Origin of the sequence: Pseudomonas sp. EA_15y_Pfl1_P101 (assembly GCF_963970835.1) — a bacterium.
Classification (GTDB): Bacteria; Pseudomonadota; Gammaproteobacteria; order Pseudomonadales; family Pseudomonadaceae; genus Aquipseudomonas; species Aquipseudomonas tritici.
On the sequence record NZ_CAXAPA010000006.1, the window covers coordinates 326,914 to 343,412 of the forward strand.

A 16,499-nucleotide genomic window follows, 5' to 3' on the forward strand; every position below is an offset into this window, starting at 1 on the left:
TTCTTCGCCCTTATCAACAGGAATTAAAATGAGCGAAAGCTTTGCGGAACTCTTTGAAGAAAGCCTAAAAACCCTGAACCTTCAGGCAGGCTCCATCATCACCGGTGTTATCGTTGATATCGATTACCAAGCTCGCTGGGTAACCGTTCACGCTGGTCTGAAGTCTGAAGCTCTGATCCCGCTGGAACAGTTCTACAACGATGCTGGCGATCTGACAATCAATGTCGGTGACGAAGTTCACGTTGCTCTGGACTCGGTTGAAGACGGTTTCGGTGAAACCAAGCTGTCCCGTGAAAAAGCCAAGCGCGCTGAATGCTGGATTGTTCTCGAAGCAGCCTTCGCAGCTGAAGAAGTGGTCAAGGGCGTTATCAACGGTAAGGTTAAAGGCGGCTTCACTGTCGACGTTAACGGCATCCGTGCGTTCCTGCCAGGTTCTTTGGTCGACGTTCGTCCTGTGCGCGACACCACGCACCTGGAAGGCAAAGAACTCGAATTCAAGGTCATCAAACTCGACCAGAAACGCAACAACGTTGTCGTTTCCCGTCGCAGCGTCCTGGAAGCAGAGAACTCCGCCGAGCGTGAAGCTCTGCTGGAATCCCTGCAGGAAGGCCAACAAGTCAAAGGTATCGTCAAGAACCTCACCGATTACGGCGCATTCGTCGATCTGGGTGGCGTCGATGGCCTGCTGCACATTACCGACATGGCTTGGAAGCGTATCAAGCATCCTTCCGAAATCGTCAACGTTGGCGACGAGATCGATGTCAAGGTTCTGAAATACGATCGCGAACGCAACCGTGTTTCCCTGGGCCTGAAGCAACTGGGTGAAGATCCATGGGTCGCTATCAAAGCCCGTTACCCAGAAAGCACTCGCGTTACCGCGCGTGTTACCAACCTGACCGACTACGGCTGCTTCGCTGAGCTGGAAGAAGGCGTGGAAGGCCTGGTGCACGTTTCCGAAATGGACTGGACCAACAAAAACATCCACCCTTCGAAAGTCGTACAAGTCGGCGACGAAGTGGAAGTTATGGTTCTGGACATCGACGAAGAGCGTCGTCGTATCTCCCTCGGCATCAAGCAGTGCAAATCTAACCCATGGGAAGATTTCTCTGGCCAGTTCAACAAGGGCGATAAAATCTCCGGCACCATCAAGTCGATCACCGATTTCGGTATCTTCATTGGTCTGGACGGCGGCATCGACGGCTTGGTTCACCTGTCCGACATCTCCTGGAACGAAGTGGGCGAAGAAGCTGTTCGTCGTTTCAAGAAGGGCGACGAGCTGGACACCGTTATCCTGTCGGTTGACCCAGAGCGTGAGCGCATCTCCCTGGGCATCAAGCAACTGGAAAGCGACCCGTTCTCTGAATACGTTCAGGACAACGACAAAGGCGCAATCGTTAAAGGCATCGTGAAAGAAGTTGACGCTAAAGGCGCCATCATCACTCTGGCCGACGATATCGAAGCGACTCTGAAAGCCTCCGAAATCAGCCGTGACCGCGTTGAAGACGCGCGCAACGTTCTGAAAGAAGGCCAGGAAGTAGAAGCCAAGATCATCAGCGTTGACCGCAAGAGCCGCGTAATCCAGCTCTCCATCAAGTCGAAAGACGATGCTGAAGAGAAAGAAGCCATCCAAAGCTTGAAAGACAAGCCTTCGGATAGCATCGCTGCTGGTCCTACCACTCTGGGCGACCTGTTGCGTGCACAAATGGAAAAACAGAACTAAGTTCTGTCAGACCCTAGAAAAAGGGCGACTTCGGTCGCCCTTTTTTGCGCCTGAAATTCGTTGAATCAACACCGAGAACCAAGATGCACAGCTCAGTGTCAGAACTGACTATAGTCTTAAAAAAACAGTTCTCGCGTTGTTGCTTCAATAAGGATTTGAATGAACAGGCTTATCGTACTAACCGCAGTGCTGGTACTTGCAGGCTGCTCCACCACCAGCGCCAAGACCCACGCCAAGCGAGGTGTCAGCGGCATCGAGATCGATTGCTCGGGCCTGGGCAACAACTGGAGCAAGTGCGACAAACGCGCGGCTAGAGAGTGCAAGATGCAGGGTTACAAGGTCATCACCAAGTCCAGTGACGCCACGGACGAAGAGGGCGACTATCCATTCGGCTGGAACCCCGCCGGCGCGGTAACGCGGACGATGTTGGTGATCTGCAATTGAGTGCGAGGTCCATCCGCAACAGGTGTTTATTCAGTCCACAGATAAGTTTATGCATGGGCTGTTCAAATTCATCAAGTCATGCTAAAACCTTCGAAGCGCTTTTCCTAGCTGCTTGAAAAAGAAGGGAAAAATATGACGAAGTCGGAGTTGATCGAACGAATTGTCACCCATCAAGGGCTGCTCTCATCCAAGGATGTCGAGCTGGCTATCAAGACCATGCTCGAACAAATGTCGCAGTGCCTGGCGACCGGGGATCGGATTGAGATCCGTGGGTTTGGGAGTTTTTCGCTGCACTACCGCGCGCCGCGCGTGGGGCGGAACCCGAAGACAGGGCAGTCGGTTAGCCTTGATGGCAAGTTCGTACCTCATTTCAAGCCTGGGAAGGAGTTGCGGGATCGGGTGAACGAAGAAGAGGAAGAAGGCGTCTGAGTGTTTTTGGGGTAGGAGAAGGTTATGCGTGGGGTTAAGCGCCTTGTTGCGGTATTGATTGCAGTGCTGGCAGCGTTGGTGGTTTTGGCATTTGTGCTTGAGAATCAGCAGGGTGTTGCGCTGTCGTTCCTGGGTTGGAGTACTGCGCAGATGCCGGTGGCGGTGTTTGTGGTGGTGGCTTTGATTGTTGGGATGTTGATTGGGCCAGTGTTGGGAGTGTTTGTGCGTAGGCGTCAGAATAAGCCGATTGCTTGATTGTCTTAGGCGGGGATTGGATAAGCGGTGATCGTGACCGCTTGTCAGAAATCTCATGCCGATCAAGGATTATGAATGGCTGCGGGTGCCTATTGGCGCAACCCCGTAGATTGCGACAGTTCCTTGGCAAACTCAGAGTCGCCCTACATACATGTCAAGACTTGTAAAATGCCTGAGAGATGGCAAAATGGAATCTGTTGTCGATAACAGGCATTTTGTGCTCTCGAAATTCGGCGGAGACGCAGGGTTTTACTATAATGCAATTAGAATAAGAAAATACACAATCTGTTTTGCATAACGAGCCCGCAGTTTCTCTTTGAAGGCAGGTTTTTGTTGTGAGTAGTAGCTTACGCTCCGTTCTCATCCCCAGCATAAAAAATTTGACTCGCTAGCGCTTGTAACAAGTCTCTGGCGTCAAAAGATCATTATTTTTTCAGTTGGCGCACTTATTTCTTCAGTTTTTGCGATTTATGCATTTTCGGTCACGCCAGAATACAAGGTGAGCAGTGCGCTTAGGCCTGCTGCGATTAATGAATTGGATGCGCTTAACCGCTCGGAAGTTTACGTTTTACCTCCTGGTGAAGCATTTGTAAGGGTAGGTATGGCTTTAGAGTCATACGAGATTCGCATAGGTTTTTTTAGATCCAATCAAAAGCTCTTTGAGAGGTTTGTGCGGCCTGAACGTAATCTTCAGCAGACGTTCGAAGAGTTCAATAAAAAATCTATAAGTTTGATATTGTCCGATAAAGATAAAGCTGATTCGCTTAGTTCTTGTCTGAAATTTGAGTTGACCTACCCAAAGGGAATTAATGGCGTTTCAATACTCAATGGTTTTGTAGAGTATGCAATAGCGAATGAGCGTGATTATATATCGGCCGACTTGACGGTTATTATCAATAACCGTTTAAAGGAGGTCGACGGCAGGTTGGCCGCAGCCCGCTCAAACTGTGACACGTGGAAAGAAGCACGAATTGCATCCCTTTCCGAGTTAGATAGAATTCGCCGAGCTCAGCTACAAGACGAGCTTCAAGGGCTGCGGACGCAGCTTCATAGCTTAAATTCGAATCGAATTGCCGAGTTTAATGAGGCAATAACAATTGCCAAGAAATTGAATATTATGATGCCTGCTTCAGCTACCTCCGTGGGTGATGATGCACATTCCGGTTCTGTCAGCATGAGAACGGAAATTAACAATCAGCAGATCCCACTGTATTTTATGGGTGTCAATGTGCTTGAAGCTGAGCGCGCAGTCTTGCTACAGCGAAAGTCTAATGACTTCACTGAGCGACGGATCTCTCAAGTTGCCAAAGAATTAAAGTTTTTGGAGTCCAATAGAGAGATTGAGGTGTTGACGAGTCGCGTGAAGGATGAATTGTTTCTGACAGATGTGCAGCCATTACGCGCAGAGAAAGCACGATTGCTGAGTGTGAATAAGGATATGAGTAATCTTAAGCTTGTGGCCATTGATAAAGAAGCACTAGAGCCAACTTCCCCGATAAGCCCGAATGGTCCCTTGCTGATAATCTGTGGATTACTGCTTGGTCTTGTTGTTGGGTTTGCAATCGCTTTCTTCAGGATAATAAAGCACGCATTGCGCGAGCCGGATCTTTAGCAAATTTTTCAATTATACAATATAGGCAGTTGTTTGTATGGGTGGGTTTCGATCAGGGGCAAGCGTAAAAAACGCGACACCTTATCCTGGAGGCAAATTGCCACTGGTTGTAGTGTTGGTTTTCTGAGCCTTGATCCAGCAGAAGATCCTAGATAGAAGCCTCGATTGCAGTGTAAAATTGTTTTTACTCGCTGTCGGGCCTATGGCTTGCTCTAGTGGTCCCCTTCATCTAATCGGTTTCTGAGAATGGCTCGATTGGCAACCGGCGCATGCTTCAACTGAGCGTATTCTGAGGTCAATATGAAAACTAATAAGCGTTACGCCTTCCTGGCCGTGCTGGCAGCCAGCGTACTCGTGACCTTGGGTGACACTAGGAATATTATTGGTTCGCTTAACTACTGGTTGCTGTGGGGTGGAGTACTAGTATTTGGGATTTATGGTAGCGGCGGCAGAGTGAAGTTGTCGCCAGAAGTAAGCTCTATTACCCTAGGTTTTACGTTGATGACACTAGCTTTTATGATCTCCGGAGTAATTAATTCGGATATCTATACCGCTTACCAAGGTGTCAAATTCATAGCTATTTATATATTGTTTTTAGTGATATATAGCTGTTCGGGTTTGCTGGAGTTAAACGACTTTTATAAAATTGCTTCGATTTCGATTGTGGTGAGTCTTGTTGTATTTATGTTATCGAAGTTCTTTTTTACCGACCTCTATATTCAATTGGGGGACGGTCGGCAAGGTAGTGAATTTGCCTACCCAGGGGTGATGTGGAAGGTGTGTGCTTTCTTTGCACCCTACATTATTGCGATGTTACTCACGACTCGTATTAAAAATGCACTTTTTGCTGGCCTCATTTTAATGGCGTCGGTGTATATATTGTTGGCGGACTCCAGTCGCACCGGTTTTCTATGGTTTGCGATCGTTGTATGTTCCTTTTTTCTTCTGCGCTTTTTTATTTTCCCTATCAGAACGCTACTGCTCGCAATACTTTGCTTGATCGCTGGGGGTTGTGTGCTGCTCTCTTCAAATATTGACCTGACGAATCATGATTCATTGTTGGTCTTGAATCGTTTGTTTGAGGGCGATCCAGTCAGGTCGGCTATGATACAGGATGGAATATCAAACGTCCAAAAATGCTTTCCATTCGGGTGCGGATTCGGCAGTTCATTTAGCGTGGTGGATGGGGAAAATATTGTTATCCATAATGTGTATTTGGGCATGCTGGGTGATGTGGGCGTACTGGGTGAGTTGGCACTTTTATTTTTAATGCTAATGCCGTTTGTGTTTTTCTTGTTGTCGCTGGTGGATGCTTCTGATTTAAATAATAATATATTCATTAAGTTTGCCGCAATGTTGGGCGTTCTTTGTTATATTTTTATTATGCTCTTTCATCCGCTGAGTACTGAGATGTCAGAGTGGGGCTATTGGATTCTGATGGTGTCCTGGTTGTCTCGTATTTATAGGTATGACAATGCCGGGGTGGTGAATATTATGTATGACAGGCAGATAGGGCGATAACGTGTTTACCGTATTTAAAAATATGAGCCTGCTTTTTGTTGTACAGCTCTTTGGTTATTTGGTGCCTATTCTGGAGATTCCGGTACTGGCGCGCTCATTGGGTGTACAGGAATACGGCAAGGTGGTACTGGTCCAATCAATTGCCTTACTCTCTTCACTTGTTGTTGAATACGGTTTTTCTTTGAGTGCTGCTAGGCAAGTCTCTTTGGCGAAGACTGATGTGACGGTACTGTCTAGGGTCTTTGGTGAAGTGCTGTCTGCAAAGCTGATAATTTCATCGGTTATCAGTATCGCGGCATTATGTTTTTATATGTTTATCAATTCACAGGCCTTCGAGCTTGAAGTAATCGGCTTGGGTGTTTTGTACTTTATAGCGTTTGGGTTTAGCCCGTTTTGGTTTTTTCAAGGGCTTGAGAAAATTGCGCTTGTGGTCTTTTTAGAAGTAGGTCTGCGGGTCGCAAGCCTTATATGCTTATTTATTTTTGTTCACGACCCAGGTGACGCTTTGGTGGCGTTATCGATTTTAGCCACATTTGCATTGGCAAATACATTGCTCGGGAATTATTTGTGCTACCGAAATGGGTGCCGCGTACGGTTCAGCTTCTCAGGTGGATGGCTTCAGATTTGCAAAGGGTTTCACGTTTTCATCTATAAGAGCTCAAACAATATTCTGCTTAGCGCTGGGCCTGCTCTTGTAGGACTGCTCTGCGGAAAAATCGCCGTTTCAGGATATGTCCCTGCTGAAAAAATCATAAGAGGATTTGTGGGTTTTATAAATCCAGTCCTCATTGGTTTTTTTCCGTATTTGAATAGACAGTACCTTTCCTCTGCAAAATCAGCATCAAGGCTATCCTGGATCATTGTCGGATTGATGTTCTTGCTGGGGTGCGCAAGTGCACTTTCCATTTCCGTAGCTGGTGGGTTCCTGATAAACAAACTATTGGGGGCTGATTTCGAGCAGGCGACGATGACTTTGCAGGTTTTTGTATGGATAATCCCCTTTAGAATGACTAATCAAGCATTGGGTTTGTGCATGCTTATACCTCGCGGTATGGACAAAGTTGCGAGCTCTGCAATGCTTTTGTTCTCGGTAGTGTCGATACTTCTGGCAAGTCTGTTGTCGATTAGCTATTACGTCAATGGTATCGTGCTTGGGTTTATTTTGGCGGAAGTCATGTTGTGCGTGACGTTTCTTGTATTGTCTTACCGATATAAGCCGGTCACTTATCTTGAGGGGCGCACTGAGTGATAACAATTTTAACAGCGACATATAATCGTTACAGTACTCTACCTCGGCTGCTCAAGAGCTTGCTTGAACAAAGCTCAAAAGAGTTTGAGTGGGTGCTGATAGATGACGGCAGCTCAGATGGAACTCAGAACTTCATTGATGAGTTAAAAAAGAAAGACCTAGGCTTCACGCTGACAGCGGTACGGCAAAGTAATGCTGGAAAGCACGCAGCTATCAATAGCGGGGTAGCAGCTGCGAAAACGAACTGGATCTTTATAGTCGACAGCGATGATGCACTGGTGCCTGACGCCGTTGAAACGATAAATACCTCAATCGCAACGGCGACTGATAAAACAGTGGGCTTGTGCTATCGAAAGGCGTATTTCAGCGGTGAGCTGCTTGGTAATGACTTGAGCACGGTCGAGCAGAGCTTTGTCTCGACGCCGACGGAAGCTGGCAAGTTATTCAAGGGTGACTTGGCTTACATATTTAGAACTGACGTGATATCAGCTTTTCCGTTTCCCATATTCAAGAACGAAAAATTTGTTCCAGAACTATATATCTGGAATAAGTTGGGGGATGCGGGCGATATCATCTTTTTTACACGAAGAATAATTTACCTCTGCGATTACCTGGAAGATGGATACAGTCGTAACTTTTCACGCCATTTAAGAGCTAATCCCAAAGGGTTCTTTACTTATTACTGGTCGCAATTTTTGCGTGAAAAAACAGTATATTATAAGTTGAAGAATTTAATCAGGTCCGTGCAGTGCCTTTTGTATATGCTTCTAGGGCGGCCTCGATGAATATATTATATTTTATCACTGGGTTGGGTATGGGTGGGGCCGAGAAGCAAGTCGTAAATCTGGCTGACCGGATGAGCGCACGAGGACATAACGTCGTGATTGCTTATTTGACGGGCGACGCGGATGTGCTTCCAGAGAAGTCCGATGTAACGGTGGTGGCTCTAAACGGTAATAAAACCATCTTCGGGATGGCGCGTGCAATTAATAATCTGGTCAAATTAATTAAGCGATTTAAACCAGATGTATTGCACAGCCACATGGTGCATGCGAATTTAATAGCCAGAATGGTTCGTTCAGTTGTAAGAATTTCCAGGCTGATTTGTACGGCACATAGTTCAAATGAAGGAGGTAAGCTGAAAATGCTGGCTTACCGTCTGACTGATTTTTTGGCGGATATCACAACGAATGTAAGCCAGGAAGCGGTTGATATACTTATTGCAAAAGGCGCTTCGCCTGTCGGGCGTATGGTATTTGTACCCAATGGTATAGATACTGAACGTTTTGTATTTGATGAGTCGGTGCGGAATCAAGTTCGTGCCAGAGAGTCTGTGGATCCTTCTATTAAAGTTCTCTTGGCAGTCGGCCGCCTGGTTGAAGCCAAAAACTATCCCTGTCTATTAGATGCATTCACGCTGGTTTCACAAGATCACAACAATGTACGTCTGTGGATAGTAGGCGACGGCCCTTTGGCTGCTGATCTCGCGCTACACGCTAACAAAGCGAACCTGAGCGAAAAGATAATTTTTTTCGGGCGGCGCGACGATGTTCCGTCATTCTACAGTGCTGCAGATGTCTATATTTTGTCTTCTGCATGGGAAGGCTTTGGGCTAGTCGTTGCTGAAGCTATGTCATGCGAAACGTTAGTGGTTGCCACAGACTGCGGAGGGGTGAAGGAGGTGCTGGGGGGTAGCGGCTATCTTGTTGAACCATTCAATCCTGAGGCGCTACGTCAAGCTATCAACTCGGCACTTGATCTACTTCCAGAGCAAAAAAACTCAATCGTCACTTCGGCAAGATCAAGAGTACTTGATAACTTTTCCATGGAGTCCGTGATTTGTAGGTGGGAGGAGTTATATGCCCAGCCCAAGGCCTGAGGATCTTGTTTGTCAGCAATTCTCGAGCGGTTTTTAGTTTGATCATCTCGATGAGAAATAGCCAATCTCTGGACTCGGTAAGTTGGGCTTGGGTAAGTTATTTGAAAAGGTGCGTAGTGTGAAAATTGTTTATGTTATAACTCGTTCGGATGTTATAGGTGGCGCCAGTGTGCATCTCCTTGATTTGGCGCTGGGCTCATCTAAAGCAGGTCATAGCGTTGATATCCTCGTGGGTGGCGAGGGCATCTTTAACTCTCGAGCGCGGGATCTGGGGCTCTCGTGCTATTCATTGAAATATCTCGTTCGTGAAATCAGTCCTAGAAAGGATATTCGCGCCTTCTTTGAGTTGAGAGCAATGCTTTCCAAGCTAAAACCCGATCTCGTCCACTTGCACTCCTCCAAGGCTGGAATCCTCGGCAGGCTGGCCGCTAAGAGTCTTGGTTTACCAGCGATCTTTACCGCACATGGTTGGGCTTTTACGGAGGGCGTGTCTGAAAAGCGCCGTTTCGTGTACCGTAATATTGAGAGGGTAATGGCTCGTTTCTCAGACCAGATCCTTACGGTTTCCGAGTTTGACAGGCAACTTGCCTTGAAGGCCAAAGTTGGCGACGGAGATACTGTTCTGACCATCCACAATGGTATGCCCGAGGTCTGTTCCAATAGCGTCGGCTTTACCGAGTCTGATCAAATACGCTTGATTATGGTTGCAAGGTTCGAAGTACCCAAAAACCAAAAATTCCTATTGGAAGCGCTTGCAAAAGTGGAAGCCAAAAACTGGGTGCTTGAATTGGTGGGCGACGGCCCTTCACTTGCGAACGCCCGGAAGTTGGCAGCACAGCTGGGAATTGGCGAGAAGGTGGTGTTTTCCGGGGCTTGTGATGACGTTCCGATCAGGCTTTCACGATCTGACATTTTCGTCTTGATTTCTGACTGGGAAGGACTGCCGCTGACTATATTGGAAGCTATGCGCAGTGGACTTGCAGTCATCGCCTCTAACGTCGGAGGGGTGTCCGAGCTGGTTGCGAATGGTGATAACGGTTTCGTGGTAGAACGTGGGGATCAGCAAGGGTTGATCGACGCATTGACGCAATTGATTAAATCCGCTGAGCTTCGAAAAAAACAAGGCATTTCAGGTCAATACAGATATCGCACAAATTTTACTTTCGATATTATGTTGGATAAAATTCTGAAAATTTACCAGAAAGTGTTAGACAGGACTAAATGAAAATCCTTATTACTGGTGCGAATGGCTTTATTGGGCGGGCGTTATCCGGGCACCTCGTCAGTTTAGCCAAATACTCAGTTGTCGGCTCTTACCGCAGGCCCTCTACTGATGTGCCATCTGATATCCAGATGTTTTCGACCGGTGAGGTAGACGGTAATACTGACTGGGATCGTGCCCTGCAAGGCGTTGATACCGTTATCCATCTGGCCGCGCGCGCGCACGTGTTGAATGCGGGGAGCGAAGATCCAGTTACGGAGTTTGAACGAATAAATGTCGAAGGTGCCGTTAATTTAGCAAAGCAATCGATAAAAGCAGGTGTCCGTCGGTTTATATTCATTAGCTCTATTGGAGTAAATGGTGCGGAGACGGATAAGTGTGGTTTTACTGAGAGCTGTGAGCCCCGGCCGCATGCAGAATATGCCGGCTCGAAATTAAAAGCAGAGCAAAAGCTAGCAGAGTTACTTGCTGCAGAGGCAATGGAGTTGACAGTTATCCGGCCTCCTTTAGTGTATGCCGCTGAAGCGCCAGGTAATTTTAATCGTCTCCTGAAGCTGATAGCGTCTGGATTGCCGTTACCCTTCGCCGCCGTGAAAAATAAGCGCAGCATGATAGCGCTGGATAATCTGGTGGATTTCGTTGAGCTGTGTATTGAGCACCCTTTGGCTGCAAACGAACTATTTTTAATTTCTGACGGAGATGATTTTTCCATTGGTGAAATTATCAAACTTCTCGCCTCGGGCATGGAGCGAAAAGAAAAATTGTTCAGCCTTCCTGACACTTTAATACGTTCGGTCGCCAGCGCACTCGGGAAGCGATCGTTATATACGCAGTTGTGTAGATCATTGGTTGTGGATGCTGCCAAAGCTCAAACATTATTGAATTGGGTTCCTGCGAAAGAAGCCAGTAATGCTTTGGTCGAAACAGGCCGAAAGTTCCGTTTATTAAAGTGATTCACTTCGAAATTATTGCAGGTAGGGATAGGCAGATGGCGTTCTGGATAGCGATTATTTCAATAGCGAGTTCCATTTTTTTCACAGGATTATTGCGTCGGTATGCGCTCCAGCGCAATGTATTGGATATTCCTAACAACAGAAGTTCACACTCTGTACCGACCCCTCGTGGTGGTGGACTGGCAATTGTGCTGGGATTTCTGATATCCCTGGGGTTGATGCGTTCCTTTGATTTGATCGATAACGCCTTTTTCCTTGCATCGTTCCTGGCGGGTATAACGGTAGCCGCGTTAGGTTTCATGGATGACCACGGGCATATTCCTGCACGCTGGCGCCTGTTAGGACATTTTCTCTCTGCGATATGGGCGGTGTATTGGATCGGCGGGCTACCGTCTGTCACGATTTTTGGATTACACGTCAACCTAGGCTGGATTGGCGGGGCGTTAGCCGTTTTGTATGCGGTGTGGATGTTGAATCTTTATAACTTCATGGATGGTATTGACGGCTTGGCAAGTGCTGAAGCCATCTGTGCGTGCTCTTCTGCCGCTCTCATCTATTGGATGTTGGGGTATGAGGAGTTGTTATGGCCGCCTATTTATTTAGCGTTGGCAACGGTAGGCTTTTTCTACTGGAATTTTCCAAAAGCACGAATTTTCATGGGCGACGCGGGCAGCGGATTCCTGGGAATCACGCTGGCCATTATTTCTCTAAAAGCGGCTTATTTTTCCTCTACCCTGCTATGGGTCTGGCTGATCTTATTAGGACTATTTATCGTTGACGCGACATTTACCTTGATGCGCAGGCTACTACGCGGCGAAAAAGTGTATGAGGCACATCGCAGTCACGCTTATCAATACGCCTCACGGCGTTTTAATGCCCACGTCCCTGTCACACTGTGCGTAATCTTGATAAACCTAATTTGGCTCGCACCGATTGCATGGTTTGTTGCATTTGACAGAATTGATGGTGCTGTCGGTATGTTGATCGCCTATGTTCCACTCGTTGTCCTGGCTCTGAAATTCAAGGCCGGGGTTAAAGAGTGATGTTGTTAGGGTTCGGAGTGGCGAGAGCGTAATCGTGATGTACGTCTATTTAGATTTTAGATTGTTAGAACTGCGAGAGGTTTAGAAATATATGAACTCACTAAGATCGCGCTTATTAAGCCTCCCGCGCAGGTATAAACGTATTTTGCAGGTGATTACTGACGTCTTCTTAGTTTGGTTTGCGCTTTGGTTGGCTTTTGTCGTGCGGATAGGTCTCGATGAAATGACAAATCCGTTTATGCTGCACACCTGGCTTTTTTTGACCGCGCCGATCGTGACTATTCCGCTGTTTATACATTTTGGTATGTATCGGGCGGTTTTGCGCTATTTCGGAAATGATGCGTTAATTGCTATCGTCAAAGCCGTCAGCCTGTCTTCGCTAATTATTGGTGTGGTCGTTTATTGTTACAGTAATCACCAGAATGTAATTCCGCGTTCTATCATCTTTAACTATTGGTGGCTCAGCCTGATCATGATTGGGGGCTTGAGATTAGCGCTGCGCCAATTCTTCCTGGGCGATTGGTTTACCGCTGCTCAACATGTGCCTTTCACCAACCGTGACGATGGTTTGCCGCGTGTAGCTATCTACGGTGCCGGGTCTGCTGGAAATCAGCTAGTCGCGGCATTACGCATGGGCCGCTTGATGAGACCCGTTGCGTTCATTGACGATGATTCCACTATTTCTGATCGGGTAATCTCGGGGCTGCAGGTTTATAAGCCCAAACATATCCAGCGTATGATCGATGCCACAGGGGCTCAAGAAATTTTATTGGCGATACCTTCATCGACGCGCGGGCGTCGTCGGGAAATACTCGGATTTCTGGAAGGTTTTCCTTTACATGTGCGTAGTGTGCCGGGCTTCATGGACTTGGCCAGCGGGCGTGTCAAAGTTGATGATATTCAAGAAGTGGATATTGCCGACCTGTTGGGGCGCGATCCTGTACCCGCCCAAGAAGATCTGTTGGAGCATTGCATACAGGGCCATGTGGTGTTGGTTACCGGCGCTGGTGGGTCGATTGGATCTGAACTGTGTCGCCAGATCCTTGAATTGCAACCTACCACCCTGATTCTCTTTGAGCACAGTGAGTACAATTTATACAGCATTATGTCCGAATTGGAGGCACGCATACTCAGGGATTCATTGGCGGTAAAATTGCTGCCGATCCTGGGCTCAATACGTCACCAGGATAAATTGGTTGATGTGATGAAAACCTGGCATGTAAATACCGTCTATCATGCGGCCGCTTATAAGCATGTGCCGATGGTAGAGCATAATATTGCGGAAGGTTTTCTGAATAATGTTATTGGTACGTTAAATACCGCTCAAGCGGCCATTATTTCGAATGTTGCTAATTTCGTACTTATTTCGACTGATAAGGCGGTTCGCCCTACCAATGTAATGGGAAGCACCAAGCGGCTCGCTGAGATGACGTTGCAGGCGCTCAGCCGTGAGCTAGAACCTGCTCTCTTCAACGGTGCAGCTACCCCTCAAAATCGCACACGCTTCACAATGGTTCGGTTTGGAAATGTTCTGGGTTCTTCTGGTTCCGTCATTCCTCTATTTCACAAGCAGATCAAATCAGGTGGGCCGATAACAGTGACCCACCCGAAAATCACTCGATATTTCATGACCATCCCTGAGGCAGCTCAACTTGTTATCCAGGCAGGCTCAATGGGCCAGGGAGGAGATGTTTTTGTATTGGATATGGGGGAGCCAGTTAAAATCACGGAATTGGCAGAGAAAATGATTCATCTGTCTGGCCTGAGTGTTCGTTCAGATAAAAAACCGCTGGGCGATATCGCCATCGAGTTTACAGGGCTTCGGCCCGGGGAAAAACTCTACGAGGAATTACTCATCGGTGATAATGTCGATGCCACACAACATCCAATGATCATGAGTGCAAACGAAGATTATTTATCGTGGAGCGTATTGAAACCGAGGTTGTCCGAGTTGTTATATGCTATTGAAAGCCATGACTACAGTAAAGTGCGTCAATTGTTGCGCGAAACTGTTAGCGGCTATGCCCCCGATGGTGAAATTGTAGACTGGTCTTATCAACAAAGGCGGCTGGAGCCATAATGTAAGGTCTTGGAGGAAGATAACAGTACGCCGGTGCTGTTATCTATGCTTTAAAAACGTTCGGTCTGTTAAATAATTTAATTAATTACAGCGCACTCACGTCAATCAACATCTATTGATCAGAAGGCTTTGTTTGCCGACACGTTGAAATACTCAGCTATCAGCTTCATTGTCTGTAACGACGTGCATTTAGAGCGTTTTTTGGCATAACCTCCCCCTTTTTACGGAGCGTTCGCGCTTTACATTTTCTTCCCCTGCACACCGCTTACGGAATACAATCCGCTTGGGTCGCTGCACGATGACATTTTCATTGGGCGCTGCCTCGTGATAAGCCGCCGGGCAGAGCCCGCGGCTTGATCACCCATGAAGCTTTTTCAACATAGCCCAAAGCAGGATGGCATTGCATGAGTGATTTTTCTAAATGAAAACCGAATATTCACTTGAAGTAATTACACTTACACTATTGATAATATTGATGTTTATTACTTTTTCGTCGATATTCAGTTCGAAAATAGAAAGTGCAGAAGTTCAGCATGAATATAAATTCATCAATGGCCTGCGTGGTCTTGCGGCTATATTTGTTTTTATTAATCATGCGCCGTTTGTACTAATAAATTTGGGTGTGAAAAATACAGTTTTTTCTGCGTGGGGACAAATTTACCCGAACCTTGGATCTTTTGGTGTGCAGATTTTTTTCTGCATAACGGGTTTTCTTTTTTTTGACAAAGTCATGAAGAGCAAGCATATAGATTGGGGTGATTTTTTTGTAGCCAGAATCAGGAGAGTGGCTCCGCTTTACTATCTGGCATCGTTCTTGGTATTTATTATTGCAACTTCTTTTGCAGGGTTTGATTTCCTGGATAAAGAGTCTATTACCGCTATCGCTGGTCTGGTAACGTTTAATTTCATAGATAACCCAATGAAAATTGGCGGCGTATCGCTTGTGCCTCTGAGTTCCGTGACATGGACGTTGGTTCATGAATGGCGTTTTTATGCAGTGCTGCCAATGGTGGCAATTTTTTACAGGTCGCGCTATAGGTCCATTATTATGACGGTGGCGATACTGATTGCTGCCATTGACCTGGGCACCTCTGCCGTGGTGTGTTGGGCCTACTTTCTGTCAGGCATGGTGGCAGCGGTTGTTCATAAAAAAAATATCACGAATAAACCGGTTAAATTCTTTTCCATGTTAATTGCAGTGGGTATATTTGTTTGGGTGTGCGGGCTGGTTGATGTCCCCGGCTACGGAGCGTTGAGATTCGCTCTGGCAACAATATTCTTCATATGCATTACAATTTCAAATCCGTACTTCTTGCATTACCAGTTCCTGAACAGGCTCAGTGATATCAGCTACAGTGTTTACCTGCTCCACTTGCCGGTATTGTTTTTAACCTTCAAGCTCCTGTCTGTATTTTTTGATCTTGCTGCTCTTGATAAATTAACTTTTTGGGTGGCAAATTTCGTGACCATTCCAATCATCGTCGCCTTATCGACCATTACTTTTGTTCATGTAGAGAAAAGGTTTATGCGCAAGAAACGAGTGGAGCAGACCAACGCCCCCACGGTTGCCTACTCGGAAAAAACAAACCCTGTGATATGAAGTGTGCGGTGCTACTGCATGGGCCTCTTTGTTCCGCCTACTGTCCATCGGTAATGCCGGGGCCGCCGAGTTTGCTGCGGACCTTGATATTATCGATGGTCATTAGGAAAGTGGTTGGATATTCCAGGCACCGCCCGCGACTTCAATTTGCGATTCTGTGCGAAGATTTATCGGGTGATCGTCGGCACCAACCGTGAGACTGTCAGAAATTTTGTGTTCGGGCATAACATGTAGCTAGAGGTGCATGTATGCCGACAAAAAAGAAGCCCGCCAATGCAGCAGCGAGGGAATTACCCTCGATCCCCCAAGAACTGATCGAGCAGTTTGTTAAAGGCCCGATGAGTGCCGAAGCCATTCAAGAGTATCGTAAGCGATCCACCAAGCACACCTACAATCAGGTACGGTTTCCGTTTACCGTGGCATTTCCGGTGAGCAGTTCCACGGTAACAACGCTTCGTAGTCTTCTGCCGTGGATGCATGCGGCAACCGCTC

At 47.0% G+C, this 16,499-nt stretch carries 15 protein-coding genes; all 15 read left to right on the forward strand.

The annotated features are described in order from the left end of the window. Positions 1-28: 28 nt before the first annotated feature. Entirely contained in the window at positions 29-1,720 is a 1,692-nt protein-coding gene (rpsA, locus tag AACY36_RS12395) for a 30S ribosomal protein S1 (RefSeq protein ID WP_012722933.1), read from the forward strand. 159 nt (positions 1,721-1,879) lie between these two features. Continuing rightward, the gene (locus AACY36_RS12400) at positions 1,880-2,164 is read left to right on the forward strand and encodes a hypothetical protein (RefSeq protein WP_339497164.1); all 285 of its coding nucleotides are present in this window, start codon (positions 1,880-1,882) and stop codon (positions 2,162-2,164) included. A 132-nt stretch (positions 2,165-2,296) separates the two neighbouring features. Beyond that, positions 2,297-2,593, forward strand: a complete 297-nt coding sequence (ihfB, locus tag AACY36_RS12405; RefSeq protein WP_003189779.1) for an integration host factor subunit beta — start codon at positions 2,297-2,299, stop codon at positions 2,591-2,593. Between the two features lie 24 nt (positions 2,594-2,617). Then, positions 2,618-2,848: a LapA family protein gene (locus AACY36_RS12410; RefSeq protein ID WP_339497165.1), complete on the forward strand. Its 231-nt coding sequence runs from the start codon at positions 2,618-2,620 to the stop codon at positions 2,846-2,848. A 499-nt stretch (positions 2,849-3,347) separates the two neighbouring features. Then, positions 3,348-4,460 carry a chain-length determining protein gene (locus AACY36_RS12415; protein ID WP_339497167.1) on the forward strand — a complete coding sequence of 371 codons (1,113 nt, stop codon included), beginning with the start codon at positions 3,348-3,350 and terminating at the stop codon, positions 4,458-4,460. Between the two features lie 300 nt (positions 4,461-4,760). Continuing rightward, positions 4,761-5,981, forward strand: coding sequence for a hypothetical protein (locus AACY36_RS12420; protein WP_339497168.1), 1,221 nt, complete (start codon positions 4,761-4,763; stop codon positions 5,979-5,981). A gap of 1 nt (position 5,982) precedes the next feature. After that, the gene (locus AACY36_RS12425; protein WP_339497169.1) at positions 5,983-7,230 is read left to right on the forward strand and encodes an oligosaccharide flippase family protein; all 1,248 of its coding nucleotides are present in this window, start codon (positions 5,983-5,985) and stop codon (positions 7,228-7,230) included. Continuing rightward, a complete protein-coding gene (locus tag AACY36_RS12430; protein ID WP_339497170.1) occupies positions 7,227-8,015 on the forward strand; it encodes a glycosyltransferase family 2 protein in 789 nt (262 codons plus the stop codon). The genes AACY36_RS12425 and AACY36_RS12430 overlap by 4 nt, the downstream gene beginning before the upstream one ends. Next, entirely contained in the window at positions 8,012-9,109 is a 1,098-nt protein-coding gene (locus tag AACY36_RS12435) for a glycosyltransferase (protein ID WP_339497172.1), read from the forward strand. The genes AACY36_RS12430 and AACY36_RS12435 overlap by 4 nt, the downstream gene beginning before the upstream one ends. 118 nt (positions 9,110-9,227) lie before the next feature. Beyond that, positions 9,228-10,334 carry a glycosyltransferase family 4 protein gene (locus AACY36_RS12440; RefSeq protein WP_339497173.1) on the forward strand — a complete coding sequence of 369 codons (1,107 nt, stop codon included), beginning with the start codon at positions 9,228-9,230 and terminating at the stop codon, positions 10,332-10,334. Further along, positions 10,331-11,284: an NAD-dependent epimerase/dehydratase family protein gene (locus AACY36_RS12445; protein ID WP_339497175.1), complete on the forward strand. Its 954-nt coding sequence runs from the start codon at positions 10,331-10,333 to the stop codon at positions 11,282-11,284. The genes AACY36_RS12440 and AACY36_RS12445 overlap by 4 nt, the downstream gene beginning before the upstream one ends. A gap of 35 nt (positions 11,285-11,319) precedes the next feature. Then, the gene (locus tag AACY36_RS12450; protein WP_339497177.1) at positions 11,320-12,327 is read left to right on the forward strand and encodes an MraY family glycosyltransferase; all 1,008 of its coding nucleotides are present in this window, start codon (positions 11,320-11,322) and stop codon (positions 12,325-12,327) included. A gap of 91 nt (positions 12,328-12,418) precedes the next feature. Then, entirely contained in the window at positions 12,419-14,407 is a 1,989-nt protein-coding gene (locus AACY36_RS12455; protein WP_339497178.1) for a polysaccharide biosynthesis protein, read from the forward strand. Between the two features lie 421 nt (positions 14,408-14,828). After that, complete coding sequence (locus AACY36_RS12460) at positions 14,829-16,007, forward strand: acyltransferase family protein (RefSeq protein WP_339497179.1); 1,179 nt, start codon at positions 14,829-14,831, stop codon at positions 16,005-16,007. 248 nt (positions 16,008-16,255) lie between these two features. Further along, on the forward strand, positions 16,256-16,499 hold a 244-nt coding region (locus AACY36_RS12465; RefSeq protein ID WP_339497186.1), incomplete at its 3' end, for a hypothetical protein.

Coding starts and splice junctions, on each gene's coding strand:
- rpsA (WP_012722933.1), top strand. CDS start 29: ATGAGCGAAAGCTTTGCGGAACTCTTTGAAGAAAGCCTAAAAACCCTG.
- AACY36_RS12400 (WP_339497164.1), top strand. CDS start 1,880: ATGAACAGGCTTATCGTACTAACCGCAGTGCTGGTACTTGCAGGCTGC.
- ihfB (WP_003189779.1), top strand. CDS start 2,297: ATGACGAAGTCGGAGTTGATCGAACGAATTGTCACCCATCAAGGGCTG.
- AACY36_RS12410 (WP_339497165.1), top strand. CDS start 2,618: ATGCGTGGGGTTAAGCGCCTTGTTGCGGTATTGATTGCAGTGCTGGCA.
- AACY36_RS12420 (WP_339497168.1), top strand. CDS start 4,761: ATGAAAACTAATAAGCGTTACGCCTTCCTGGCCGTGCTGGCAGCCAGC.
- AACY36_RS12435 (WP_339497172.1), top strand. CDS start 8,012: ATGAATATATTATATTTTATCACTGGGTTGGGTATGGGTGGGGCCGAG.
- AACY36_RS12445 (WP_339497175.1), top strand. CDS start 10,331: ATGAAAATCCTTATTACTGGTGCGAATGGCTTTATTGGGCGGGCGTTA.
- AACY36_RS12450 (WP_339497177.1), top strand. CDS start 11,320: ATGGCGTTCTGGATAGCGATTATTTCAATAGCGAGTTCCATTTTTTTC.
- AACY36_RS12455 (WP_339497178.1), top strand. CDS start 12,419: ATGAACTCACTAAGATCGCGCTTATTAAGCCTCCCGCGCAGGTATAAA.
- AACY36_RS12460 (WP_339497179.1), top strand. CDS start 14,829: ATGAAAACCGAATATTCACTTGAAGTAATTACACTTACACTATTGATA.